Below are 25,845 nucleotides of genomic sequence, written 5' to 3'. Positions count from 1 at the left end.
ATCATTTTTAATCACAGGGAGATAGTCAAGAGGGCAATTCCCGAGCCTTGTCTAGAAATGAAAAACATTTAATCCGGAAGAATACCTCGTACACTTGGGGTGAGATTGATAATTTTTTATATTTTTTTTAATTTTAAGGATATCCAAAGTGTTAATGATGCTAGAACAAGCCAGAAAACATCTATAAATAAAAGCTGAAACAGTTGATTGCTAAACGAATTCCAAAACCAGTTACCAGTCATTATCCCGTTAGAAACAGGAATGAAAAACCCAATAATACTACCCGAAAGTAACGTGTATTTATTTATAAAGTGAAAATCTTTTTTTATGATAAAAAAGAGGGTTAATAATAACCAACCAATAAAATAGAAGTTATAAATAAAAGAAGAACTTGTTGGTTGATATACTTTTACAGCAATAAAAGATAATGCTGTTATTGGATACATACTTAAACAAATTGCTAAATAAATTCTTACAACACGTTCATTAAATCGACGTTTTTTATCAGGAACATTTTTTTTGTCTCTTGCAATTAACCAAATCATTACCCCAGAAATAATAACAAAACAAGAAACCAATCCTAAAATAAAGCTAATCAGTTTTAAAGGAATTCCACCATAATCTCCATAATGAATTCTAAACAACACATTTTTTACCCCATCTAAATAAGAAGTTTCTGTTATTGGATTTTTTTTAGAAACGATTTCACCAGTTTTTACATTAAAAATGGCTTCTCCAACTCCATTAAATTTAGAAGTGTAATCTATATGACCATTTACTAAAACATGCATATTTTCATCTTTATAATTAAAAACATGAATTTCTATGACATTAAAGTCATTCCATAATTTTTTAGTTGTTTCTACATATGAATTTACACTAAAGTCAGAAGAAATTGTTTTATTGTTAAATTGATATTGAGGATGAGTATATTCTAAATCTTCATATAATTGAGCACTATCTCCATCATATAAAACAAAAACACTAGGAGCTACTAAAAGTAGTTTAATCATAAAAAAAGCACCAGTTACAGCATATACAAACTGAAATGGTAAACCTATAAGACCTAGCGCCGTGTGTGCATCTGTCCACATCGTTTTTAGTTTTGCTAAAGGTCTAAAAACATAAAAATTAGCAATCATTTTTTTCCAATGAATAATAACTCCTGTAATAATTGCAAATAAGAAAAAGATGGCAACAAAACCAGCAAGATAATATCCAATAGGGTAGTAGATTTGAGCCAAAAAATGTAAACGATATAAAAATTCACCTAGAGTATAGGAATTATTATAGGTGTGCTCTGTTTTGTTTTTTGTGTCAATATAGAAAAATTTTGCACCTTCTAATTTTTCAGAATTTAAGGTGTCTTTTGAAGCAGACATAGAAACGGCTACTCGTTGTTCTATATAATATTTTTTAAGTTCTATATCTCTACCATTAAGATTGTATTTTTTATGTAAAGAATCTAGCGTTTCATCAAAGTCTAATTGAATATCATCAGTAATTTCTACAGATTGATTTCTTTCCCAGTTTACAATTTCATCTCTAAAAAACGAAAATGAACCAGCAAAGAAAATGATATAAAGCACAACACTTATTACAATTCCGCTAACTGTATGTGTGTGAAAAATGATATTATAAGTTCTGTTTTTCATTTTTAAGAAATAATAGGATTGTAAATTTTACCAACATAAATAATCATTGAAAATAGAATTGTTAATAGTAAATAAATACCCCAAACTTTCCATCCATTTTTTGCGAGAAAAGCTAGAATCATTAATACAGCCCAAAGAATAAAACCTGTATAAGTTGATGTAATTATAACATTTACATGATTAAAAATAAATGAGATTGCTAAATGAAATGATATTGTAACGAAATAACCACCTAAAAATCCAGCAGTAATTTTAGCGAAACGTTGCCAATTAGATGATAAGTATTTTGGATTTGCTGGCATAAATTAAAAGATGAAAAGTTCAAATATTAAAAATACTAGAAAACAATAAAAAACACTTTTGTAATTTAAATAACCCATTGGAAATAGAAGAATAATTAAACCTCCTAATGTCATTAGAATGACAAAAAAGATTAAAATTCCTGCTCCAAAACCAAATAAGTATATGTTTAATATTATTGAAATAATTAATAATATAAAAGCTATTTTTTTAGTTAATTGAATGTTTTTATCTATCCAAATATTTGATTTTTTAGGATCGTATTTTACAGTTTTTTTAGATGTATTATAAAATAAATAAAAAGATAGAAATATAATAAAAGTAGTTATAGAAACCATATTTTTTTAAATGAAAACAACTCTGAAAACAATTTATCTTCAGAGTTGTAATGATGTTTAGCTTAAAAATTATTTAATACAATAGGTTGCACAATGCCAAATAAATTGATAATCTTTTCCTTTAAATTTTCCAGGAACTTTTTCACTAAAAGTAGTTTCTAAAATGTATTTAGATTTCCAAGGAAGTTTAAATGATATAACACCACCCTTGTCTGTCTTTAAGGTTTTAGACCATAAATCTGCAACATAAATTTTTACCTCATTTTCTTTTAAAGCTTCTCCTTTATATAAAACTTGCAACTTCATTTCATTTTCATATTTAGAAATGTCTTTTACGGTAATTCCGTTTTTGTTGTCAGCTATAGTTTCAGAAGTTTTTTCACCAATTTGTATTTTAGCACTAGAATTATAATGCGTTTTAAAAATTCCGAAATCATATTGAGTATAATCGATTACATCAATTTTATCATTGTTTAAAACAATTGTATGTGTTCCATTATTTTTAGGAGTAAACTTTGCTAAATAATGATTTTCTCTAGCAGTAACTTTTAGTTGTTTTTTATTTCCTGTTGCATCTACAATCCAAAGTGTAAAATCTTTTACTTTATGAAAAGCTTCTCCATTTACCTTTTCAATAACCCCATAATTATATTCCCCAAAATAAACTTTAACTTCTTGTTCTTCATTTATTACTCCTGTTGGATTTGTTTCAATCCATAGATAATGTGCAAATGTTTGTAATGTTGCAACTAATATAAATGCGAATGTTAAAAATATCTTTTTCATTGTAATGTTTTTTTAATTTCATCCCTTGCAAATACTTTACAAGGAATGAAATACTACTAAAATTAACTTAACTCAACTAACTTTTAAAATCTATATCTCATACTAGCTGAAATACTTCTTAATTTTTGAGGTGCTACTGTACTCCATCCAGAAAAATATTTTTTATTTGCAATGTTATCTAATTTTAAAATTACAGTTACCTTCTCTTCGGTGTAGGATAAAGAAGTGTTTAAAGTTGTATAACTTGGTAATTCAAAAGAGCCAGTATTAGTGTTATTAAAAACTTTGTTTTCACTAGCATAGTTTCCTCCAAAACCAATACCAAAACCTTTTAATCTTCCTGATTGAGCAGTATAGCTTGTCCAAAAATTAAATAAATCTTCTGGACCTGCTGCTATTGGTCTCAAACCTAAGTAACCCGCTCCTTCTGTTTCTTTTAAAACTTCGCTATTATTATGGCTAAAACCAGTAATAATATTCCATCCTTTAACTGGGCTTGCAATGAAACTTAATTCAAGACCTTTACTTTCGACTTCTCCTCCTTGTAATGTGTTGTTTACATTATTTGGATCTGCCATTAATTTGTTAGAGACATTGATGTTATAATAACTTACCGTTGCAGATAATTTGTTTTTAAATAAATTTGCTTTCATCCCTACTTCAAATTGATTTGCTTTTTCTGGATCGAAAGATTTTATAGTAGGGTTTGTACCATCTGCATCTGAAACCTCTTGAGGAGACACATTAGAGAATCCATTCATATAATTTGTAAATAAAGACAACTTGTCTTTGATAGGTTGATATACTAATCCAAATTTCGGAGAAAAGGCTGTTTGGTCGTCATTTGTTTCGTCATCTCCACCTTGAAAAACATATACTTCATTTCCTTTAAATAAATCTACTCTTAAACTAACCATTGCAGATAGTGTAGGTGTTAAATTTAATACATCCGAAAAATAAGCACTATACGTCTCTTGTTCTGCTTCAGTATTTGAAACACTTGTAACTGCTAATAAATTATCTACAGCAGATTGTGATAAAATAGAGGTACTTAGTCCATCATCTAGAGTTACTTGCCCAAGTAAATTCCAACCAGTAGCATTATTTCTTAAGTTAGTATTAAAATAATCTAACCCTACTACTAAACGATTTCTTAATTTACCGATTTTAAAATCACCAATAAAATTTTGTTGAATATCAATTGTTTTTGTTTCATTATTTAATTTTGAGATATAATGATTAATGGCATTTCCATCAGTAGAACCCCATAAATAAGAGTAGTAACCGTCTGCAGTAGTTTTACCTGTAGAAAATACAGTTTGAGAAGTCCAAGTATCTGATAATTTGTAAAGTGCTTGAGCTTGTAAGTTAAATGTAGGGTTCTCAATAGATAAATTGTTACTTGTAAATGAATTTTTGTAGTTTTTCTCAAAAATATCAATATTGTTATCCAATATAGCTGTAGAACCACTTAAAAAAAGCATAGGTGCATTTACAGATTTTCTTTTTAATATTTCTGTATTTACAATAAAACTTAATTTTTCATTTGCAATAAATTTTAGAGAAGGTGCAAAATAAAAAGAGTTATTCATACCCGCATCTTGAAAGCTGTTTTCAGTATGATAGGCAGTATTAATTCTTAAAAAAGTATCATTACTATCTCCAAGTGGAGTGTTTATATCTGCCGTAACTCTATTTAACCCATAGGTCCCGGAAGTATATGATATTTCTCCTCCAAAAGTTTCATAAGGTTGTTTTGTTACTACATTGATTAATCCTCCATACGAAATTAAACTACTTCCATAAAGTGTTCCTGACGGACCTTTAATAACTTCAATTCGTTCAATATTTGAAGGATCTAAACCTCCATTATTTAATCCAGGTAACCCATTTAATAATGTAGGTTGTACTGCAAATCCACGTAAAGAATAATATTCTGCTCCATCACCTCCACGCCCAGTAGACTCCCATAATCTGGTAACTCCTGTTGCATTTTTAATAGCATCATTTAAATTGGTAACTACTTGCTCTTTTAATAATTCACTAGAAATTGAATTATATACTTGCGGGTTTTCTATATCTGCTAAAGGCATTTTAGAGACATAAACACTTTCTTTTGTAGAAAATTTGTTTTTCTTATTACTATTAACAATTATTTGATTTAATTGTTCTTGATTTTGAATCAAAATAATTTTTGGTAATTTCAATTTTTGCCCCTCTTCAACTGTAAAAGGAATCAGTTTTGATTTGTAACCAATATATGTAATTGATAAATTATAATTACCGGATTGTACATTCTCTATTTTAAATGCTCCTGAATGATTACTTATAGTTCCTTTATTTGTCTTTTTTATTATTATGTTAACATTAGAAATTGGGCTGTTTTTTTGTGTTACAATTTTACCTGTAATAGATCCTTTTTGAGCACTTATTAGTGATGTAGAAAATAGTATTACTAAAATTATTAATTTTTTTATCATTTTTATTTGTTATTTGTATTTAGTCTAAATAAATTTACCACAAATGTAAACAAGTAATAGAATTTAAAAAGACGCATGCAGAATAAAAAAAGACGTGATTTTGAAAATTGTAAAATTTTGGATTTAGAAGCTCTAAAATCAAATTTTATTAATAAGATAGCTGTTGAAAAATCTAAGAATAAATATTGTGGTTTTCTCTGTATCGAATATGAAATTTTACAAGAATTTGGTGTTGGATCAATTATCGAATTACAATTTAATTGTATGTCTATATTAATTAGTAATTTTTTATTAAGTTCAGACTTAGTTGTTTTAGAGAAAATTGAAGAAAGAAGATTACAATTGTCCTTCCTTATAGAAGGAGAAAAAATAATGTCATTTGATAATAGTAGCGATGATATTTTATATGAAAGTCAAGAGTCTTATATGGCATTCATTAAAAGTTTTGATGGTTTTTACAGAATAACAAAAAGTAAACCATACAGAGAGGTTGAAATAAAACTATCAAATGAGTTTTTAGATCAACATGGATTAAATAAAGGATTAATTTATAAAAAGATTACAGATAAGGATCTCATTATTCCAATTACAGAAGATATAATAATATTATTATCAAACCTGGAGCTAAAGTATTCAGAAGAGATTTCTTTTAAAATTTTATTGGAAGCTAAAATTTTAGAAATTTTAGCAAGTCAAATAAATAATTATAAGAATATAAATTCGAATCAAACACCTGTAAAAAGTGATAAATTACTAAAAACACTTTATAAGGTAAGGTTATTTTTAAAAAACAATTTAGATAAAAATTATTCATTAAGTCAATTATCACTTCAGTTTGGCTTGAATGAAAATTTATTAAAAACAAAATTTAAGAAAATTTTTGATACTACACTAAATGAATTCTATCATGAAGAAAAAATGAAAAAAGCTAAAAAGTTATTAAAAACAACACAAATTCCTATTTATGAAATTTCGGAACAGGTTGGTTATAAAAATGCAACTCATTTTAGTGCAGCGTTTAAACGTTATTTTAAGGAAACTCCTAATGCTTTTAGAAACACATTAGGTGTTTATCATTTATAAAAAAAGCCTCAATAAAAAAGGCTTATTATTTATAATAATTTATATTTGTTCCGCTTAAAAAGACAATAAAAAATATGACATTAATAAAATCAATTTCAGGAATTAGAGGAACCATTGGCGGAAAAACTGCTGATAATTTAACACCAATAGACGCTGTAAAATTTGCTTCTGCTTACGGAGCATTTATTAAGGCAAGAAATTCTGGTAAGAAAAAAATAAAAGTAGTAGTTGGTAGAGATGCTCGTATTTCTGGTAAAATGATTTCTAGTTTAGTAGCTAATACTTTAGTAGGGTTAGGAATCGATGTAATTGATTTAGGTTTATCTACAACACCAACGGTAGAAGTTGCTGTTCCTTTAGAAAAAGCGGATGGAGGAATTATTTTAACAGCATCTCACAATCCAAAACAATGGAATGCTTTAAAATTATTAAATGAAAAAGGAGAATTCTTAAACGGAGCAGAAGGAGAAAAAATTTTAGCTTTAGCAGAAAGTGAAGATTTTTCATTTGCAGAAGTAGATGATTTAGGTTCTTATAAAAAGAATAAAAAATACTTAAAAAAACATATTAAAGAGGTTTTAAATCTAGATTTAGTAGATGTTAAAGCGATTAAAAAAGCAAAATTTAAAGTAGTTGTAGATGGTGTAAATTCTACAGGAGGAATTTTTATTCCTGCTTTATTAAAGAAATTAGGTGTTAAATGTATAGAATTATATTGTACTCCAAATGGTGAGTTTCCTCACAATCCAGAACCTTTAAAAGAACACTTAACAGATATCTCTGAATTGGTGGTAAAGAAAAAAGCAGATTTCGGAATTGTAGTAGATCCAGATGTAGATCGTTTGGCTTTAATTTCTGAAGACGGTTCTATGTTCGGAGAAGAATATACTTTAGTTGCTTGTGCAGATTATGTTTTAGGGAAATTAGGTGGTGGAAACACGGTTTCTAATTTATCATCTTCTAGAGCATTAAGAGATGTAACAGAAAAGCATGGAGGAACGTATACAGCTTCAGCAGTTGGAGAAGTAAATGTGGTTATCAAAATGAAAGAAACCAATACAGTAATTGGAGGAGAAGGAAATGGTGGAATCATTTATCCTGCATCTCATTATGGTAGAGATTCTCTAGTAGGAGTTGCTTTGTTTTTATCGCATTTAGCAAATAAGAAAATATCTTGTAAAGAATTAAGAGATTCGTACCCAAGTTATTTTATGAGTAAAAATAAAATTCAGTTAACGCCAGAAATAGATGTTGACAAGATTTTAGAAACAATGGCTTCTACCTATTCGAACGAAGATGTAAATACCATAGATGGTGTAAAAATTGATTTTGCTGACGAATGGATTCACTTAAGAAAATCGAATACAGAGCCAATTATTAGAATCTACACAGAAGCAAAATCTCAGCAAGCTGCAGACGACTTAGCTGTAAGATTTATCAATGAAATTAAAGCAATAATAGCATAGTATTTTGAAAACAAAAGTAATTATAGGTTCATTTTTATTAATGAGCATCTGTTCTTTTTCACAAGAAAATAGTACAGAAAATATTGATAATTTAAAAAATGTAGAGAAAATAACTAATAAAGGAAAATTCTTTTTTTATTGGGGATGGAATAGGGCTAATTACTCTGATTCTGATATTCACTTTACTGGAGATAATGGTAGTTATGATTTTACTTTACGCAATGTAAAAGCAAAAGACAGGCAAACGCCATTTAGTTTTAATGATTATTTAAATCCGGGTAGAATTACCATTCCTCAAAACAATTATAGAATAGGGTATTTTTTAAAAGAAAATTATACAATTTCTATAGGTGTAGACCACATGAAATATGTAATGGTTGCAGATCAAACGGTAAAAATTGATGGAGAGATAAATGCAGGAACTCCATTTGATGGTGTTTATAATAATGATAATCAAATATTATCTGAAGATTTTTTACAGCTAGAACATACCGATGGTTTAAATTATGTAAATGTTGAGTTTAGAAGATTTGATGAAATTGGTCATTTAATTGGTTTAAACCATAAGAACTTTCAAATAAACCTTACGGAAGGTTTAGGAGCAGGAATTTTGTATCCAAGAACAGATATAAAGTTATTTGATCAAGAAAGACATGATGAGTTTCATATTGCTGGTTACGGTACTTCAGCTGTTGTAGGTCTTAATTTAACGTTCTTTAAATATTTCTATATACAATCAGATTTAAAGTTTGGTTATATTTATATGCCAGATGTTAAAACGACTTATAATCCAAACGATGGAGCTTCTCAAAGTTTTACTTTTTTCCAAAGAAATATACTTATTGGAGGAAGGTTTCACCTTTAAGAATTTAAAAAAAAAGAAAGTGCCAAAAGATTTATAAAAACTCTTTTGGTACTTTATCACTATGTTTAAAACGTTTGTGAGACCATAAGTATAACTCTGGTTGTAGTCTTATATTTTCTTCTGTTATTTTGGTGTATTTATCCGTAATTTGATAATCATCAAAATCTTTAGGAGTTTCGGTTATTAATTGAAATTCAACTTCATAATATCCTCTTTTTACTTTTCTTGCCACATAGTTAATTACAACAAAGTCGAATTTTTTTGCAAGCATTTCTGCACCCGTATGTATGGGTACTTTTACACCAAAAAACTTGCTCCAATAATATGTTTTGTGCGGTTGTGGAGATTGGTCACTTAGTAAAATATAAGCAGCTTGAAGCTTATTATCAATATTTTTTTGAATATTAAGAATTGTTTCAGAGGTTTTATAACCATCAATACCAAAACGCTTTCTACTCTTTTTAATAGCTTTTTCGTAATACTTGTTTTGTATTTTAGTGTATGCGCCTAAAATGGTTGTTTCTAAAGCAAGTGGCATACTTGTAGACCATTCCCAGTTTGCTTGATGTGCTCCAACAATTATAATACCTTTTTTCTTCTTACTATAATTATCTACTAATTCTGGGTTTAGAAATTTGTAACGTTTTTGTATCTCTTTCTCACTAATGGAAAAATATTTGACGCTTTCTACAACTAAATCAGTAAAATGTTTAAAGAATTTTTTAGAAATTAATGCTATTTCATCTTCCGATTTTTCAGGGAAGGCAAGATGTAGGTTTGCTAAAACGACTTCTTTTCTGTAGCGAAAAACATAATATACTAGAAAGAAAAAAAAGTCCGAAATAATATATAAAACTCTCATCGGTAATACAGAGAGTAGTAAAATTAATGGATATGTAAGTACAAAACTTAATAATTGCATATAGTTGTTATTTATGATGGTAATATCGGAACTTTATTCCTATGTTTAAAACGTTTATGAGACCATAAATAAACTTCAGGTTGATTTCTAATATTTCTTTCTGTTATTTCAATAAATTTATCTGTAAGTTCGTAATTTTTATACTCTTTTGGGTTTTCTGTAATCAATTCAAATTCAACTTCATAATAACCTCTTTTAATTTTTCTGGTCGTCCAGTATACAAAAGACATATCGTATCTTTTAGCTAGAGTTTCTGCACCAGTATGAATAGGTACTTTTATCCCCATAAATTCAGCCCAATAATGAGTATTCTTTATTTGTGGAGATTGATCGCTTAACAAAATATAAATACCTTGTTTTTTATTTACAAAATTTCTATGAAGATTTCTAATAGTATCAGAGGTTCTATATAGGGTTCCACCAAATTTTGAACGAGACATTTTAATTACTTTTTCGAAGTGCTTATTTTGTACTTTGGTATACGCAGCATAAAAATCTGGTTTTTTAATTTGTAAAGGTAAGCCTGTAAGCCATTCCCAGTTTGCTTGATGAATTCCAACTAAAGAAATACTTTTTCCATTTTTAGCAACCTCTTTTAGTAAATCAATGTTTTTATATTTTATTCTTTTAGAAATTTCTTTTTCAGAAATTGTAAATGTCTTTATACTTTCTACAATAAAATCGGTTAAATGTTTAAGAAAACCTTTACTAATTTTTATAATTTCTTTCTCACTTTTTTCAGGAAAAGCCAAATGTAAATTCTCTAAAACTACTTTTTTTCTATAGCCAATAATGTAATAATTTAAGAGATATAGTCCATCCGAAATTATGTATAATATCTTCATAGGGAGTTTAGAAATCAACCAAATAAACGGGTATATAAGACTAAAAACAATTAAATGCATGGAGTATTATTTTAAGTATGCAAATATCGGATATAAATTTAAAATGGAGTAGCATTAGTAAATCAGATTTCAGTAATTTTGCTTTATGATGAACAATATAAATCAAGCAGTATTAATACTGATTATTGCCAATGTTTTGGTGTCTATGAAAGGGTTTAATGATTACTCTTTTTTAGATAAATATAAGTTTCAAGTAGGTAAAGTTTTATCTGGTGAAAAAATAAGAACCTTAACTTCTGGTTTTTTACATGTAGACTGGCTGCATTTAGGTTTTAATATGTATGCTTTATATCTTTTTGGAGATATTGTTGCTCAGATTCTAGGGATTCCAGGTTTTTTAGTAATCTATTTTGGAAGTTTATTATCAGGTAGTTTGTATTCACTTAAATATCATAAGGATGAACCTTATTATAGTGCTGTAGGAGCTTCTGGAGCCGTTTCTGGTATTGTGTATGCTTCGATACTTTTATATCCTGCAATGGAATTGTATTTGTTTTTTATTCCAATACCAATTCCTGGTTATATTTTTGGAGTTGGGTATTTATTGTATTCAATTTACGGAATGAAAAAGCAATTGGGTAACGTTGGGCATTCTGCACATTTAGGTGGAGCAATTGGAGGTTTTGCAATTACATTGTTGCTAAATCCGTCTTTATTTGAAACAAATAAGATTTTAGTAATAGCATTAGGTGTTCCAATTATACTATTATTACTTTTTGGTGATAAATTAAAAAGTTTATAAAAAAGAGGCGATTGCTTACTGTGATGAACTCCAGATTTACTGAACTTGTTTTAGTGTCTTACTTAACGTGTTAAGGAATCAGAATTTATAACTATTTTAGAGAGAAAACTTTTTCAGCTTGTTACTTTTGTAATAAATATACTTTCTAAAAAAACGATAATAAAATTAAGTCAAAATATAGAATGAGTTTAAAAATTGGAAATAAAGTAGCTGTTTTAGATGATGTTCTAAAAGGAAAAGTCATCGGTATTAATGGTGCTGAAATTTCTGTGGAAACTACCGATGGTATGATTTTTAAATTCAATGCATCAGAATTAGTACGAATTGATGTTGAACAGCATGAGTTATCTAAGTTTAGTGATATTAATAATTCACTTTTAAAAGATAAGATTGCACAGAATAAACCAAAGAAAAGTTTATTTAAAAAAGAAAAGAAAGAAGTTATTTTAGAAGTCGATTTACACATTAGTAAACTGACGAAGTCTACAAGAAACATGGATAATTACGACATGTTAAACCTACAATTAGATACTGCAAAAAGTAAAATTGAGTTTGCCATATCTAAAAGAATTGCTAAGGTTGTTTTTATACATGGAGTTGGAGAAGGTGTTTTAAGATCTGAACTTTTAAGATTATTAAATAAATATCCTGTAAAATTTTACGATGCTTCTTACAAGAAATATGGCTTAGGAGCTACAGAAGTTTATATTTTTCAAAACCCTATTTAATTTTAAGTTATGAAAACTGTTTATTTAGATAACGCAGCAACCACACAAATAGATGACCAAGTTATAGAGGTAATGCATACATCTATGAAAGGTAATTATGGTAATCCATCATCTATTCATCAATTTGGTAGAAAAGCAAAATCTGCCGTAGAAACTGCAAGAAAAAATATAGCAAAGCATTTTAATGTAACGGCCAGCGAAATTATTTTTACTGCTGGTGGTACAGAAGCAGATAATTTAATATTGCACAATGCTGTTTTTAACCTCGGTGTTAAAAGAATTATTACGACGAAAATAGAGCATCATGCCGTTTTACATACGTGTTTTCATTTAGAAAAAAATCATAACATACTTGTCGATTATGTAAACCTTGATGAATTTGGATCTGTGGATATTGTTCATCTAGAGCAACTTTTATCAGGATCAGAAGACAAGACACTGGTAAGTTTAATGTTGGTTAATAATGAAATTGGTAACATTTTAGATATTGATGCAGTTGCAGGGATTTGTAAAAAAAATAATGCATTATTTCATTCGGATACCGTACAAGCGATAGGACATTATAATATTGATTTACAGAAAACATCCTTAGACTTTATGGTAGCGAGTGCGCATAAGTTTCACGGACCAAAAGGAGTAGGGTTTGCTTTTTTTAGAAAAGGATTTGGAATTTTACCAATGCTTCATGGAGGAGAACAAGAAATGGGAGCAAGGTCTAGTACCGAAAATGTTCATGCTATTTTGGGCATGGAAAAAGCATTAGAATTAGCTGTTTCTAATCTGAAAAAAGATCAAAAAGAAATAGGGGGGGTAAAAGAGTATTTTATATCAGAATTAAAAGGACTTTCAAAAGATATTGAGTTTAACGGACTTTCATCAGACATAGAAAAAAGTAGTTATACCATTTTAAATTTACGTTTTCCTTTTATCAACGACATGCTTTTATTCAGTTTAGATATGGCAGGAATTGCTATTTCTGGTGGAAGTGCTTGCCAAAGTGGTAGCAATAAAGGTTCGCATGTTTTAAAAGAAATTTTAAACGATATAGATGCAGATAAAACTTCGGTTCGTTTTTCTTTTTCTAAATACACTACAAAACAAGAAATTGATTTTGTTGTAAATTATTTAAAAGAAAATATTTAGTTAGCAATGCAACTAACGTATTTGACGATTAAATTATTTATAAAATTTATCTTCATTCCACATTAAAGGGTTGTTTGTAATGTAATTCTGAACTTTATTGAAAGAGATATTATTGCAAATAATATGATCATGAAAACGAGATTGCCAACCAAAATATTGGTCAATTTTTCGAGCATTTTTTGATACAACAGATTTATAAGATCGTATAATGGTAGAAATATAACCGGGTTTTGGTGAAATTTTTGCCATTTGTTCATTTTTGGCACCAATATTTTTATCCCCCGTAGAAACGTTGCACTGCAACGTTTCAATTTGTTTGTCAATAATTTGTTTGTCAATAATTAGAATTCTATGGGTATGATTGGGCATTATCACAAAATTACCCAGTTCCACAAATGGAAAATGTTGAGGGATTTCTAACCAATATTTTTCTGCCAATTTTCCTATTTCATTTAATTGCATTGTAGGTAAATTGCTGGGCAATTTTTTTACAATTTCACCAAATAAATGTTTTCGATTGGCGGTACAAATTGTTATAAAATACGCACCATTATTCCTATAATCCCAAGATTGCAAACGGGTAGAGGAAACGCGGTATTTATTTTTAAATTTGTCCAATTTTTTGATTGATGTTTAATTTGATTTTAATCATAGAGACATTGCAATGTTTCCAAGAGAGAGAGACCTTGCAATGCAAGGTCTTTACGATATTATTTCAACTTTAAAAAAGAGATATTATACTTTAAACCAAGGTTGATAAACGGGCTGCTTAGTTCTCCTCCTTTTGCTTTTACATAACCAGCAGCTGCTCTTAAATTTAAGGTTTTAGAAAGCTCATAATCGAATCCTAAACTTGGTTTTATAATTAAACCTTGTCCTGTAGCAATACCTCCGCCACCTGCAGCACCTCCTAATAGTTGTGCAAATAAAGAAGTAGAATCATTAAATAAAGGATCCATTTTTAAACCTACACCTACCAAACCTTCACCATAAGCGCCTGCATTACCAAAATTTGCAAAAGAAGTTTGACCTGCAACATATACATTTTTATTTAAATCTAAATTTATTTGTAAAGAAATTTGATGCATGTGTTCTGTAGGATCTTCCATTCTTTTTGCATTAAAGTACATGTCTTGTTTTACGATGACTTCAAAACCTTTAAATTTTCCTTTTGTAAAAGTTGTGTTGTCTGTATTTATTCCATTTCTCTCTATATAATATTTAATACCAATCCCAAAAGTAGAGGTGTAAAAATCCTTATTCGGAGTTAATAAATATCCCTTATTAACAGAGATATAAATGTCCTTAAATAATTGTTGTTCTATAGATAAATCAGGATATAATAAGAATCCACCTTTACTATCTACACCACCACCACCACCAGCACCAATACCAAATTTCGCTAAAATATTGGTTCTATTTCTGTTCATTGATAAGTGATATCCTCCACCAAGTAAAACATCCATATAACCTGCTCTAATACCATCGTAAGCGCCATCTACTTTTAAAAAAGTAAACCAATTATTGCTCAAGTAAGATGTATATTCAAATCCGGCTAATTTTATGGTTTTACCCTCTAAAACTTGATCATCTGTAGATTTAGCCTTGCTTAAAACTTTTAAATTGTTAAAATGAACCATTAAAGAATTTCTTTTTGGATTTTGATTCCAACTAGTATTTGCAAATTCATTTAAATCTATTTCTTTTTCTGCTGATTTATAATCTGAATATTCAAAATCTAAAGGAATTTCTAGAGCAACATTTAGTTGATGCCCTTTAATTTCTCCTCTATCAAAAAAGTTAACATAGCTCCAACCTCCGTTTATTGAAAAGTTTTTAAAGTCATAACCTAAATTAAAATGAGGTAATATAAAAGCACCACCGCCATCAAGAGCACCTGCACCACCACCGCCACCAAAGTGAAAACCGGTATCTACATATAATTTATTAGAAAAATATTTTTTAAGTCCTGCGTTTACTCCCAAAGTAAAAAAACCACCTCGTATTCCTGCAATAGAACCATAAAGTCCAACTCCTGTATAGAATTCATCACCTAAAAATAGATTATAATGAATCCCTGTTAATCCCATATTACGTTCTTTGTAAGTTTCTATCATAGGCATGTCAATAGAAAGGAAATCTATTTTAGCAAAGCCCTTTTGTGTAATTTTCTTCGGAATATTTTCTGATTGAGAAAATAATACTTGGTTAGAAATAAGAAGTATGAGTAAAAAAGTAATCTTTTTCATAAGGTAATTTTTATCTTTTTTTAATGGTAATAATTACTGTTTTGGAAGCTGGAGTATTGCTAATATCTGCTTTACTTTTTAAGGGAACTAATACATTCGCTTCTGGGAAATAAGTGGCGGTACATTGTGTAGGAATCTGATATGGAACTACTAAAAAACCTTTAGCTTCTCTTTCTTCATTATTAAAATGACTCGTTAAATCTACCAAATCTAATTTTTTTAAATGTAGAGATTTCATATCATCTTCATTCATAAAAATAACCCTTCTTTCATTTAAAACACCTCTGTACCTATCGTCTAAACCGTAAATAGTGGTGTTGTATTGATCATGAGTTCTAATGGTCATCATCATAAATTGATTCTTTTCTAAATCAATTTCTGAAGGTTTATTAATACTAAAATTAGCTTTACCTGTCTTTGTTGGAGTAAAATCATTTTCTCGAGCATTGTTTGGTAAATAAAATCCGCCTTTAATTCTTACTCGAGTATTAAAATCTGTAAAACCAGGAATGGTTGCTTCAATTTTATCACGAATAAGATCATAATTAGAAATTAACGCTGTCCAATTTGTAGTTGAGTTTTGTAATGTTGCATTTGCAACTCCTGCTACAATTGCAGCTTCACTTAATAAATTTTTAGAACAAGGAGTTAATGTACCATGAGATTGTTGTACAACTCCCATAGAATTTTCTATAGAAACAAATTGCTCTCCTTTTGTTTGAAAGTCTTTTTCTGTTCTTCCTAAGCATGGTAAAATCAATGCTTTTTTACCTGTTATTAAATGACTGCGATTCAATTTGGTTGATACTTGTACTGTTAAGCTGCAGTTTTGTAAAGCTTTTGCAGTAAAAACAGTATCTGGTGTTGCGGAAATAAAATTACCACCCATTCCAAAAAACACTTTGGCCTCTTTTTTATGCATGGCATCAATAGCCTCTACCACGTCGAAACCAAATTTTCTTGGTGCTTTAAACTTAAATTCTTTCTCTAAATTATCTAGAAAAGAAGCTGGTGGTCTTTCCCAAATCCCCATAGTTCTATCACCTTGTACATTTGAGTGTCCACGAACAGGACAAGTACCTGCTCCTTTTTTACCAATACTGCCTTTTAATAATAAAATGTTTACAATTTCACGGATATTATCAACCCCATTTTTATGTTGAGTTAAACCCATTGCCCAACAAATAATAATATTTTTATTGTTGATAATGAGTGCTGTTGTTTCTTTAATTTGATCTAAAGTTAGTCCTGTTTGCGGTAATAACTCGGCTATAGAATAGGTGTCTAAATCTTTTAAAAGAGATTCTAAGCCCGCTGTTTTTTCTTTTATAAATTGATGATCGAAAACACTATTTGGTTCAGCATTTTCTTTTTCTTTCATCAACTTTAAGATGATTTTTAATAAAGCGACATCACCATTTATTTTTACAGGTAAAAATAAATCGGTTAAATCTTGACCAGATCCAATCCATTTTAAAGGATTTTGAGGATCTTTATAATTCATTAAACCAACTTCTGGTAACGGATTTATCGTAATTATTTTTCCACCTTGTTTTTTTGTTTCTCCTAAAGCGGTTAACATTCTTGGGTGATTTGTACCCGGGTTTTGTCCAATAACAATCACTAAATCAGCATGATTAAAATCGTCTAATGTAACGGAACCTTTTCCTATGCCGAGTGTTTGTGAAAGTGCCACACCACTAGATTCGTGACACATGTTAGAACAGTCTGGTAAATTGTTTGTCCCAAATTGACGTACAAATAATTGATATAAAAAAGCAGCTTCATTACTGGTTCTTCCGGAAGTATAAAAGATTGCTTCGTCAGGAGAATCTAAAGAATTTAATTCTTCACCAATCATTTTAAAAGCATTTTCCCAAGAAATCTCTTCATAATGTGTTCCGCCTTCTGGCAAATACATTGGGTGTGTAATTCTTCCACTTTTTCCAATTTCGTAATCAGAAAATTCAGAAAGTTCTTGTACAGAATGTGTTGCAAAGAATATGGGAGAAACTTTGTTTTTAGTAGCTTCTTCTGCAACAGCTTTTGCTCCATTTTCGCAATACTCAGCTAAAAAAGCTCTTTTTTCATCAGGATCTGGCCATGCGCAGCCAGGGCAATCAAAACCATCTTTTTGATTTAATTTTGATAATAACTGAATTCCTTTGCTAACTCCAACTTCATCCTTAATATGTGTTAAAGCAGAAACAATCGCTTTTACGCCAACTGCAGATTTAGGAACTTCTGTTAATTGAATCCCTGTTAGTTTTTCTGGCGGTTGTACTTTTCTGTTTTTAGACATAGCTTTTCGTTTTTTCAACAAATGATGGATTTGAATAAATGGTCATTTTTTGCTCTCTTGTAAAACCGATTAGGCAAATACCAAATTCTTTTGCAAAATCGACTGCTAAAGAAGAGCAGGCAGAGACTGCTACAATAATCGGTATTTTTGCAATAAATGCTTTTGAAACAATTTCGTAAGAAACGCGTCCACTTACCAATAAGTATTTGGCATGCTTTAAATAGTCTTTTATCAACAAATCTCCAATTACTTTATCTACAGCATTATGTCTACCAATATCTTCTTTAACGGTTAAAAACTCATGGTTTTTATTAAAAAGTGCTGCTGCATGACTACCACCAGAGTTTTTAAAGGTATGCTGAAAACTATTCATTTTTAAAAACATTTCATGTAAAATAGTACTAGAAAAAGTAGTTGTTTGAGTTAGTTTCTCCCCTTCAACATTAATATCTTTTAGCTCTTTTTTTCCACAAATTCCGCAGGAAGAAACAGAGAGTAATGTTCTTTTATTTAAATATCCTTTACCTAATATCTCTTTAGAAATAGTAACGTTTATAATCGTCGGAATTTCATTTTCTTCTTCAACTACTTCAAAAATTAAAGTTTTGTCACTTTTATAAATATCTTCAGCAAAAAGAAATCCTCTTATTAATGCTTTGTCATTATCTGGTGTTCTCATAACCACAGTATAAGGCTCATCATTAATGTTAATTTGTAAAGCAGCTTCTACAACCAAAACATCCTGAATTGAAGTCTGTGTATTTTGATTAATTTTTAGTGCTTGATAAGTGCTTGTTTGCATGTTTAGAAAGTTAAGCTTTCCATACAAAATTACTGAAAAAAGTAGTGTAAAAAAACAAAAGCCTCGAAAGTGAATTCGAGACTTTTTATTTAAGTGTTTTAAGCCCCTAATCAAAAAACACTTAAAGTGTTCGTAAACTTAGTAAAAAAACTGAATAAAATGTTAAGAAATGGATTTAATTTATTAACATTTAGTTGTTTAGGCTCTATTTGTGCTGTTTTTTCTTACAAAGAATAACAATATACTCAGTAGTGTTAAGCGTTGTAAAGAATAAATATGTATTTCCTCCATCTTTAATTTTGGTATCTTTTCTAATTTGAGCAACCGTTTTTGGGAAATTTCTTGTGGTAATATTTGCTTTGTTTTCTACAACTAATTTTTTAAGTTTCTTTTTATCGTAACTTAAAACGTTCTCTATTTTAAAGACCCTTCCAGGAAAATCAATAATTTCATCAGAAGTATATAAATGAGAATGTTGTTGTAATTTAAAAACCTTTAATTGTTGTGAAATTTCATGAAAACCTCCAGATTTTAGGATTGCAGCGTTTGGCTCATACAAATAGGTGAGTGGCTCAGAATATTCAGAATTTACTGCTTCTTTATAATTAAAATTAAAAGTTTGTATCTCTTTTTTACCAATATTTACGGTTCTGATTTTTATTGGATCACTGTACTCTTTTTCTAATAAAAACAACAATTCTTTCACTTCATTATTCACGGCAATAATATGAATTTCTTTTACAAATTTTAATTCATTAATAGTGCTTGTAATATCTAAAATAGGTGAGTTTTTAATGAGGATTTGATTGGTTTTGGTAAAAAGAAAATCGATGTTTTCGGGTACATTCGGCAAACAATCATTTAGTAAGAACACCTTTCCTTTTAGATCATTTCTTCTTGATGGATCTATGTAAATACAATCAAATTTTGCTTTGTGATTTTTTAGATATTCAAGTCCATCACCCGAAAATGTAGTTATATTTTTTACTTGTAGTTTCTGATAGTTGTGTTTTACAATTTCAGATAGATCCTCATTAATTTCACAATGAATAACTTCTTTAAACTTTTTTGAAAAATAAAAACAATCTACTCCAAAACCTCCTGTGATATCTATAATTGAATTTCCTGAAACCAAGTTGTTTTTATAAGCAGCCGTAATTTCTGAAGAGGTTTGCTCAATACTTATTTTGGGCGGATAATATATGTTTTCTGTAGAAAACCAGCTAGCAAGTTTGTGTTCAGATTTTTGTTTAGCCACAATTTGGTTGGCTAATTCTTGTACAGAAATATCTCTAAATGGACTTCCTTTTAAAATCAGTTTTGTAATGTTTGATTTTAAATTATCAGTAATAAATTGCTGAATTTCTGGACTTAAAATGGCTTTATTCAAAAGAAATTAGAGATCTTTAGTTAATGATTTTACTATTTTATTATCAGCCAAAAACTCTTTTAAAATTACTTTTAACGCAGTGTATAAAGGTACGGCAGTAATCATACCTACAACACCAAAAAGTAGGCCTCCAATAATTATTATTAAGAAAATTTCTAACGGATGAGATTTTGTTGTCTTAGAAAATATAATTGGCTGACTCGCAAAATTGTCAATTAATTGTGCAATTAGATAACCAGTCATTACATACATTGTTGTTGGTAAAATTTCTGATTGAAAATCTAGTCCAATATTACTCGTCATCGACAAAATAAACATAATTACAGCGCCAATTAACGGCCCTACATACGGAATTAGGTTTAACAAAGCACATAAAAAAGCAATGACGACGGCGTTATTAATTCCAAAAATTAGTAAGATAACAGTGTATATGATAAACAGGATTGTAATTTGGGAAATTAATCCAATAAAATATCTAGACAGTAAATTATTAATGGTATCTAAAGATTTAGAGAATCTGCTTTCATTGCCTTCTGGGACTATTGCCATCACGCCATTTTTAAGCAAGTGACTATCTTTCATAAAAAAGAAAGAGATAAATAATACAGAAAATAAACCAACACTTATAGTACCTACAGCGCCTAAAACAGCATTTAAGAAATCAGGGATTTCTTTAAATTGAGAAATAAAATCTACATTTTTTAATTCCCCCAAAACATCTATTCCTCTAGAAGAAAAATAGCCTGTAATTTGATTAAAAATTTCCTGAATATTTGCTTCCAGTTTATCCACCTCAAGCAAAGATAAATTTTGGCCTTGCTCAGTAATTAAAGGGATAAACATTAAAATTAAACCTGTTAATAGGCTTAACATAAAAATCATGGTAAATACAACAGCAAGCGTGTTTGGAAACTTTAGTTTTTCTCTTAGAAAAATAATGATAGGTCTGGCAACCAACGATAAAATGCTTGCAATTATAATATAGATAATTACAGATTGAATGGTGTATAAGAAATAGCCAAGAAGAAAAATACCTAAAAGTATTCCTATAGCCCTTAAAATTCCGCTGGCAATTGTTTTAGATTTCATTAATTATATCCTTTTACTGTACCCATACTTAAAATATTACCATTACCAAAAACGTGGTTTGTTGGTAATAAAGTACTACTTTCTGTGGTTATCCAGTCTTGCCAAGTAGCAGGGACTCCGTTCATCTTTTTACTAGGTACAAACATTTTATAGCTTTTAGGAATGTAGTTTTCATCTACAAACCAAAGATAAGAGTCACCAGGAGTTGTACCACCAGTTGTATATTTTACCAATAATACTTCTTTGTCATCGACTTTTTGAATACTTCTAATGGTTCCATTATCAAATAATTTATGAGGAGCAACCAACCAAAAAGAGTCATTATTAAAAATATCCCAAGCTTTTTTTACAACTTCAGTATTTGCAATTTCTTGTTTCTTGTTGTTGATAAACACACTGCTATTTTCTTTATTTCTTGGATATAATTGTACACGAATGCTATCCCAAGAAACATCTACAATATGTTTTTCTTTGTCCCATTTAAAATGTCTTTTTCCTCCAAAACTCCATTCTATAAAACGAGTGTTTTTGTAAGCTTCATGTTTTATCGCTTTTAAAATATTATTAGCAAGAATATCTGCTTTACTATTTTCCGATGTTACTTCTCCCATATTTATTTCTAAACCAAATAAAGAAAGTTTGTGTTTAGTTGGTAATTTGATTCCTGTTTTGGTGTCTTTTAAATCAGACCAAGTGGCAGAAACACCACCAATAGGAATTATTGAAGTCCACATTTTAAAAGAAGTTGGTAAATAGTTTTCATCTAAAAACCATAAATAAGAATCTCCTGGGGTAGAGCCTCCCGAAGTGTATGTTATTAATAAGGCATCTTTATCATTGTACTTTACTAGGCGTCTTTCTGTTCCTGCATCAAAAACTTTGTAAGGAGCTACTAACCAAAAAGAATCGTTATTAAAAAAGTCTTGTGCCTGTTTTATAATTTTTGGATCAGGATTTTTAACCTCAATTCCTTTAACGTCCACAAGGCTTTTTTGCGGTTCATTTAAAAATAAATGAACGGTATTTTCATCCCATTTTACAACAACAACATTCGATCTTTTAATCCATTTATAATGATGTTCATTTCTAAAACTCCATTCTAGTATTTCTGTGTTCTTGTAAGCATCAATGTTTAACGCATTTAACATGTTTTCTGCTAAAGCATCGGCTTCTTTACCTTGTTTTCCTTCCGGTAAAGGTTCACTTGTAGTAAAATAATAGATTCCTGCCGATACAATTATTAGTAATAAAATAATTCCAATAATTTTAAAAAGCTTCTTCATTTTGTGATTTTATAATAAGTGGCTAAATTAATCTTTTTAGAATGAAGAAACTATGTGTTGGCTTTATTAAAAGTTAATGAGGTTTTTAAAACGATAGTTCATTAAATATTTTATTAAATTTTTTAGGCAATGCTTTTGATATAGAAATAGGTGTTTTTGTAAAAGGATGCATAAAATCTAAAGTTGCTGCATGTAAATACAAACCTTTTCCGTTTAAAACTTTACCTTCTAAAAAGTACTCTTTATCACCTAAAATAGGATTTCCTATAGAAAATAAATGTTTTCTAAGTTGGTGTTTTCTTCCTGTTTTTGGTGATAATTTCACCAAGTTTAAATACTCAAAACGTTCTGAAATTACAGATTGTAAAACTTGAAAATCTGTTTCAGATTCCTTTTCTTCAATAGGTAGTTTTATAGTTCCTTCTGAGTTCATTTTACCAATAGTTACAGCAAAATAGGTCTTCTTAATTTCTTTTTCTTTAAATAATTTCCCTAATACAGTAATAGCTGTGCTTGTTTTACCTATTAATAAAAGTCCGCTTGTAGGATAATCTAACCGATGAATTGGTTGTGGTTTTACAGCATCAGCTAAAGTGCTTTTTTTAAGGTTTTGTGCCAACCCGTTTGCAATGGTCACAAACTTATTACCACTCACTAAAATACCTGCAGGTTTGTAAACAATGGCTAACGTTTCGTCTTCAAATAAAACTTCAATATCTAGTTCTAACCTTTCAAATGTTGATGAGTTTTCAGATTCAAAAAGTTCTATTTTTTCTCCTCCAGAAATGTATTTGGATGTGGTTGCCAAACTTCCATCAATAAAAATAAGTCCCTTTTTAATAGCTTTTTTAATACCAGATTTTGTGGGGATTGTGTTAAAAATACCAACGCTATATTCTTGAAAACGAATTGGTTTTTCTAACTTTTCAACAATATGAGTTTCTGATATATGCATTATTTGAGATGTCTGGTTTAGCGCAGTTGAAACGGATTTATATGTTGTTACTTGTAAATTAACCTCTCGACTGCGCTCGAGGGAACATTTTATAATCTATTTTAAGAACCTTTTTTATTTAGCAAACAATTGGTTCATATCTTGAAATGCTTTAAACTCTAAAGCATTGTTTTCTGGATCTTTAAAAAACATGGTTGCTTGTTCACCTACTTTTCCTTTAAAACGTATACAAGGAGCAATTTCGAACTTTGTATTTGCAGCCTTTAAACGATCTGCTAAAGAATGCCAATCTTCCCAAGTTAAAACAACGCCAAAATGCGGAACAGGAACATCGTGTCCATCAACAGGATTTGTAACTGATTCTGTTGGTATATAACCTTCTTTTTGATGAATCACCAATTGATGTCCGAAGAAATTAAAATCTACCCATTGTTCTGTGCTTCTGCCTTCTTCACAATTTAAAGTATCTCTGTAAAAAATTCTACATTTTTCTAAGTCCTGAACAGGAATCGCTAAGTGAAATGGTTGTATTTGCATAAGTTTCAAAGTTTCAAAGTTTCAAAGTTTCAAAGTTTCAAAGTTTCAAAGTTTCAAAGTTCGATTGTTTACCTTAATATAAAATTTTATCGATAATTTTTTTAATTTCAATATTTTTGCTAACTGTCAATTAAAACCCTATAGCAGTATCATCTCCACGTTTGTCTGCTCCACCTTCTAAAGTAGCGTCGGGTAACACTAAAATTGCTGAAACTTTACCAATAATTCTAGAAGTAGTTTCATCAATGGTGTATCCAAGGTCTTTTAATTCTGAGATCACTTGTTTGTCAAAGCTATTCGGTTCCATTTTAACTACATCTGGCAACCATTGGTGGTGAAATCTCGCTGCATTTACCGCTTCTTGCATTCCCATTTTATATTCATGTACATTTAAAATAGTTTGTAAAACAGACGTTATAATGGTCGATCCACCAGGAGTTCCGACTACCATAAAAAGTTTGCCGTTTTTTTCTACAATAGTTGGTGTCATAGAACTCAACATTCTTTTTTCTGGATGAATTTCATTGGCTTTTGCACCAATTAAACCAAACATATTTGGCACACCAGGTTTGCTGCTAAAATCGTCCATTTCATTATTGAAAAAGAAACCTAATTCAGGTGAATATAATTTAGAACCATACGCTCCGTTTAAGGTTGTAGTTACAGAAACGGCATTACCAAACTGATCTACAATTGAATAATGGGTAGTTTCATCACTTTCTATAATTTCTATATTTCCATGAGAAACATCGGCAGATTTTGTTGCTTTTTCAAAAGAAAAATCTGCCATTCTTTCTGTTGCATATGCTTTAGAAATTAATTTTTGTTGTGGTACAGTAACAAAGTCTGGATCTCCTAAAAAGAAACTTCTATCTGCATACGCACGTCTTTCTGCTTCTGTAATAACTTGAATAGATTTTGTTGTGTTATGCCCAAATTTATCTAGATCAAAAGGCTCAATAGCTTTCATTATTTGTGCTAATGCAACACCTCCGCTAGATGGGGGAGACATCGAAATTACTTTTAAATCGTCATAGGTAAAAGTAACTGGAATTCTCCATTTAGCCTCGTATTTTGCTAAATCCTCTAAAGTGATGATTCCTCCATTGGCTTGAATAAAATTGACTATTTTTTGAGCAGTTTCTCCGTTGTAAAATTCATCTAATCCATTTTGTTGAATACGGAGTAATGTTTCTGCTAACGCAGGATATTTAATAGTGTCATTTTCTTTCCAGCTTTTATTAAAAGGAATGGAATCTTTATTTGCTTTTAAAAATAAAGATTGATAATTTTTGATTCTATCTTCTTGCTTTTTAGTTACAACAACACCTCGTTTAGCTAAAGCGATAACAGGCTTTAAAATTTCTGACATCGGCATTGTCCCAAACTTTTTATGAGCAGTAAAAATACCTGCTAATGTACCGGGAACTCCAACAGCCATTGCGCCTAAAGTGCTTTTTTCTGATATAACATTGCCTTCGTTATCTAAATACATATCTCTGCTGGCAGCTAACGGTGCTTTTTCTCTATAATCTAACGCGCCAATTTCTCCATCAGCTTTTCGGTATACCATAAAACCACCACCACCAAGGTTTCCTGCAAATGGGTACGCAACAGCCAAAGCTAAATCTGTTGCCGCCATTGCATCAAAAGCATTTCCGCCTTTTTTAAGAATGTCAGAACCTATTTTAGATGCTTCAATTCTTGCAGAAACAACCATTGCCTTTTGAGTAATTAAACCTGTAGTATGCTCTTTTTTTTCTGCAGTCTTACAGTTTATCATGAAGAGTGAAAGACTTAAAAGTAAAATTATTTTTTTCATAAG

The 25,845-nt window shown here is 29.6% G+C and carries 22 protein-coding genes; 6 read left to right on the top strand and 16 right to left on the bottom strand.

Features of this window, described 5'->3' with window-relative positions; genetic code table 11:
• Nucleotides 1-116 precede the first annotated feature (116 nt).
• The 4 genes from WHD08_RS06475 to WHD08_RS06460 form a co-directional block, all read right to left on the bottom strand.
• Nucleotides 117-1,655, bottom strand: a complete 1,539-nt coding sequence (locus tag WHD08_RS06475) for a PepSY-associated TM helix domain-containing protein (protein WP_208888787.1) — start codon at nt 1,653-1,655, stop codon at nt 117-119.
• A gap of 2 nt (nt 1,656-1,657) precedes the next feature.
• On the bottom strand, nt 1,658-1,957 hold the full coding sequence (locus WHD08_RS06470) for a hypothetical protein (RefSeq protein WP_165730017.1): 300 nt from the start codon (nt 1,955-1,957) through the stop codon (nt 1,658-1,660).
• 405 nt (nt 1,958-2,362) lie between these two features.
• Nucleotides 2,363-3,079, bottom strand: a complete 717-nt coding sequence (locus tag WHD08_RS06465) for a DUF4198 domain-containing protein (protein ID WP_165730019.1) — start codon at nt 3,077-3,079, stop codon at nt 2,363-2,365.
• A gap of 83 nt (nt 3,080-3,162) precedes the next feature.
• Nucleotides 3,163-5,559 (bottom strand): TonB-dependent receptor, encoded by a 2,397-nt coding sequence (locus WHD08_RS06460; protein ID WP_208888788.1) that lies wholly within the window; start codon nt 5,557-5,559, stop codon nt 3,163-3,165.
• 75 nt (nt 5,560-5,634) lie between these two features.
• On the opposite strand from WHD08_RS06460, the gene WHD08_RS06455 reads away from it, so the two are divergent.
• The 3 genes from WHD08_RS06455 to WHD08_RS06445 all read left to right on the top strand — a co-directional run bounded on the left by WHD08_RS06455 (nt 5,635) and on the right by WHD08_RS06445 (nt 8,973).
• On the top strand, nt 5,635-6,642 hold the full coding sequence (locus tag WHD08_RS06455) for a helix-turn-helix transcriptional regulator (protein WP_165730023.1): 1,008 nt from the start codon (nt 5,635-5,637) through the stop codon (nt 6,640-6,642).
• 74 nt (nt 6,643-6,716) lie between these two features.
• Entirely contained in the window at nt 6,717-8,108 is a 1,392-nt protein-coding gene (gene glmM, locus WHD08_RS06450) for a phosphoglucosamine mutase (RefSeq protein ID WP_208888790.1), read from the top strand.
• Nucleotides 8,109-8,148: 40 nt separating this feature from the next.
• Complete coding sequence (locus tag WHD08_RS06445; RefSeq protein WP_422894400.1) at nt 8,149-8,973, top strand: hypothetical protein; 825 nt, start codon at nt 8,149-8,151, stop codon at nt 8,971-8,973.
• A 31-nt stretch (nt 8,974-9,004) separates the two neighbouring features.
• Here the strand turns inward: WHD08_RS06445 and WHD08_RS06440 are convergent, their stop codons facing one another.
• On the bottom strand, nt 9,005-9,895 hold the full coding sequence (locus WHD08_RS06440) for a lysophospholipid acyltransferase family protein (RefSeq protein WP_208888791.1): 891 nt from the start codon (nt 9,893-9,895) through the stop codon (nt 9,005-9,007).
• A gap of 11 nt (nt 9,896-9,906) precedes the next feature.
• Nucleotides 9,907-10,800: a lysophospholipid acyltransferase family protein gene (locus tag WHD08_RS06435; protein WP_165730029.1), complete on the bottom strand. Its 894-nt coding sequence runs from the start codon at nt 10,798-10,800 to the stop codon at nt 9,907-9,909.
• Nucleotides 10,801-10,885: 85 nt separating this feature from the next.
• Here WHD08_RS06435 and WHD08_RS06430 point away from each other — a divergent pair, with 85 nt between their 5' ends.
• From WHD08_RS06430 to WHD08_RS06420, 3 genes are all read left to right on the top strand, one after another.
• Nucleotides 10,886-11,542: a rhomboid family intramembrane serine protease gene (locus WHD08_RS06430; RefSeq protein WP_165730031.1), complete on the top strand. Its 657-nt coding sequence runs from the start codon at nt 10,886-10,888 to the stop codon at nt 11,540-11,542.
• Nucleotides 11,543-11,724: 182 nt separating this feature from the next.
• Nucleotides 11,725-12,270, top strand: a complete 546-nt coding sequence (locus WHD08_RS06425) for a Smr/MutS family protein (protein ID WP_208888792.1) — start codon at nt 11,725-11,727, stop codon at nt 12,268-12,270.
• Nucleotides 12,271-12,279: 9 nt separating this feature from the next.
• Nucleotides 12,280-13,413: a cysteine desulfurase family protein gene (locus WHD08_RS06420; RefSeq protein WP_208888793.1), complete on the top strand. Its 1,134-nt coding sequence runs from the start codon at nt 12,280-12,282 to the stop codon at nt 13,411-13,413.
• 33 nt (nt 13,414-13,446) lie between these two features.
• On the opposite strand, the gene WHD08_RS06415 is transcribed toward WHD08_RS06420, so the two are convergent.
• The 10 genes from WHD08_RS06415 to ggt all read right to left on the bottom strand — a co-directional run bounded on the left by WHD08_RS06415 (nt 13,447) and on the right by ggt (nt 25,842).
• Nucleotides 13,447-14,031 (bottom strand): transposase, encoded by a 585-nt coding sequence (locus tag WHD08_RS06415; RefSeq protein ID WP_208888794.1) that lies wholly within the window; start codon nt 14,029-14,031, stop codon nt 13,447-13,449.
• A 92-nt stretch (nt 14,032-14,123) separates the two neighbouring features.
• Nucleotides 14,124-15,662 (bottom strand): hypothetical protein, encoded by a 1,539-nt coding sequence (locus WHD08_RS06410; protein WP_208888795.1) that lies wholly within the window; start codon nt 15,660-15,662, stop codon nt 14,124-14,126.
• Between the two features lie 10 nt (nt 15,663-15,672).
• On the bottom strand, nt 15,673-17,964 hold the full coding sequence (locus WHD08_RS06405) for an FdhF/YdeP family oxidoreductase (RefSeq protein WP_208888796.1): 2,292 nt from the start codon (nt 17,962-17,964) through the stop codon (nt 15,673-15,675).
• Complete coding sequence (gene fdhD, locus WHD08_RS06400) at nt 17,957-18,766, bottom strand: formate dehydrogenase accessory sulfurtransferase FdhD (protein WP_208888797.1); 810 nt, start codon at nt 18,764-18,766, stop codon at nt 17,957-17,959. The genes WHD08_RS06405 and fdhD overlap by 8 nt, the downstream gene beginning before the upstream one ends.
• A gap of 205 nt (nt 18,767-18,971) precedes the next feature.
• Complete coding sequence (locus WHD08_RS06395) at nt 18,972-20,156, bottom strand: class I SAM-dependent methyltransferase (protein WP_165730045.1); 1,185 nt, start codon at nt 20,154-20,156, stop codon at nt 18,972-18,974.
• A 6-nt stretch (nt 20,157-20,162) separates the two neighbouring features.
• The gene (locus tag WHD08_RS06390; RefSeq protein WP_208888798.1) at nt 20,163-21,245 is read right to left on the bottom strand and encodes an AI-2E family transporter; all 1,083 of its coding nucleotides are present in this window, start codon (nt 21,243-21,245) and stop codon (nt 20,163-20,165) included.
• On the bottom strand, nt 21,245-22,528 hold the full coding sequence (locus WHD08_RS06385) for a hypothetical protein (protein WP_208888799.1): 1,284 nt from the start codon (nt 22,526-22,528) through the stop codon (nt 21,245-21,247). The genes WHD08_RS06390 and WHD08_RS06385 overlap by 1 nt, the downstream gene beginning before the upstream one ends.
• Nucleotides 22,529-22,613: 85 nt before the next feature.
• A complete protein-coding gene (locus WHD08_RS06380; protein WP_208888800.1) occupies nt 22,614-23,483 on the bottom strand; it encodes an RluA family pseudouridine synthase in 870 nt (289 codons plus the stop codon).
• 114 nt (nt 23,484-23,597) lie between these two features.
• Nucleotides 23,598-24,020 (bottom strand): VOC family protein, encoded by a 423-nt coding sequence (locus tag WHD08_RS06375; RefSeq protein ID WP_208888801.1) that lies wholly within the window; start codon nt 24,018-24,020, stop codon nt 23,598-23,600.
• A 130-nt stretch (nt 24,021-24,150) separates the two neighbouring features.
• A complete protein-coding gene (gene ggt, locus WHD08_RS06370) occupies nt 24,151-25,842 on the bottom strand; it encodes a gamma-glutamyltransferase (RefSeq protein ID WP_208888802.1) in 1,692 nt (563 codons plus the stop codon).
• Between the last annotated feature and the right edge of the window lie 3 nt (nt 25,843-25,845).

Source organism: Polaribacter sejongensis (assembly GCF_038024065.1).
Lineage (GTDB): Bacteria > Bacteroidota > Bacteroidia > Flavobacteriales > Flavobacteriaceae > Polaribacter > Polaribacter sejongensis.
This window is presented reverse-complemented; position numbering and strand designations above follow the sequence as displayed.

Bases quoted from the DNA above. Each gene is read 5' to 3' on its own strand.
- WHD08_RS06455 (WP_165730023.1), top strand. From the start codon at position 5,635: ATGCAGAATAAAAAAAGACGTGATTTTGAAAATTGTAAAATTTTGGAT.
- WHD08_RS06380 (WP_208888800.1), bottom strand. From the start codon at position 23,483: ATGCATATATCAGAAACTCATATTGTTGAAAAGTTAGAAAAACCAATT.
- WHD08_RS06410 (WP_208888795.1), bottom strand. From the start codon at position 15,662: ATGAAAAAGATTACTTTTTTACTCATACTTCTTATTTCTAACCAAGTA.
- WHD08_RS06460 (WP_208888788.1), bottom strand. From the start codon at position 5,559: ATGATAAAAAAATTAATAATTTTAGTAATACTATTTTCTACATCACTA.
- WHD08_RS06470 (WP_165730017.1), bottom strand. From the start codon at position 1,957: ATGCCAGCAAATCCAAAATACTTATCATCTAATTGGCAACGTTTCGCT.
- WHD08_RS06430 (WP_165730031.1), top strand. From the start codon at position 10,886: ATGATGAACAATATAAATCAAGCAGTATTAATACTGATTATTGCCAAT.
- WHD08_RS06385 (WP_208888799.1), bottom strand. From the start codon at position 22,528: ATGAAGAAGCTTTTTAAAATTATTGGAATTATTTTATTACTAATAATT.
- ggt (WP_208888802.1), bottom strand. From the start codon at position 25,842: ATGAAAAAAATAATTTTACTTTTAAGTCTTTCACTCTTCATGATAAAC.
- WHD08_RS06390 (WP_208888798.1), bottom strand. From the start codon at position 21,245: ATGAAATCTAAAACAATTGCCAGCGGAATTTTAAGGGCTATAGGAATA.
- WHD08_RS06440 (WP_208888791.1), bottom strand. From the start codon at position 9,895: ATGCAATTATTAAGTTTTGTACTTACATATCCATTAATTTTACTACTC.
- WHD08_RS06445 (WP_422894400.1), top strand. From the start codon at position 8,149: ATGAGCATCTGTTCTTTTTCACAAGAAAATAGTACAGAAAATATTGAT.
- WHD08_RS06435 (WP_165730029.1), bottom strand. From the start codon at position 10,800: ATGCATTTAATTGTTTTTAGTCTTATATACCCGTTTATTTGGTTGATT.
- glmM (WP_208888790.1), top strand. From the start codon at position 6,717: ATGACATTAATAAAATCAATTTCAGGAATTAGAGGAACCATTGGCGGA.
- WHD08_RS06405 (WP_208888796.1), bottom strand. From the start codon at position 17,964: ATGTCTAAAAACAGAAAAGTACAACCGCCAGAAAAACTAACAGGGATT.
- WHD08_RS06425 (WP_208888792.1), top strand. From the start codon at position 11,725: ATGAGTTTAAAAATTGGAAATAAAGTAGCTGTTTTAGATGATGTTCTA.
- fdhD (WP_208888797.1), bottom strand. From the start codon at position 18,766: ATGCAAACAAGCACTTATCAAGCACTAAAAATTAATCAAAATACACAG.
- WHD08_RS06475 (WP_208888787.1), bottom strand. From the start codon at position 1,655: ATGAAAAACAGAACTTATAATATCATTTTTCACACACATACAGTTAGC.
- WHD08_RS06375 (WP_208888801.1), bottom strand. From the start codon at position 24,020: ATGCAAATACAACCATTTCACTTAGCGATTCCTGTTCAGGACTTAGAA.
- WHD08_RS06420 (WP_208888793.1), top strand. From the start codon at position 12,280: ATGAAAACTGTTTATTTAGATAACGCAGCAACCACACAAATAGATGAC.
- WHD08_RS06465 (WP_165730019.1), bottom strand. From the start codon at position 3,079: ATGAAAAAGATATTTTTAACATTCGCATTTATATTAGTTGCAACATTA.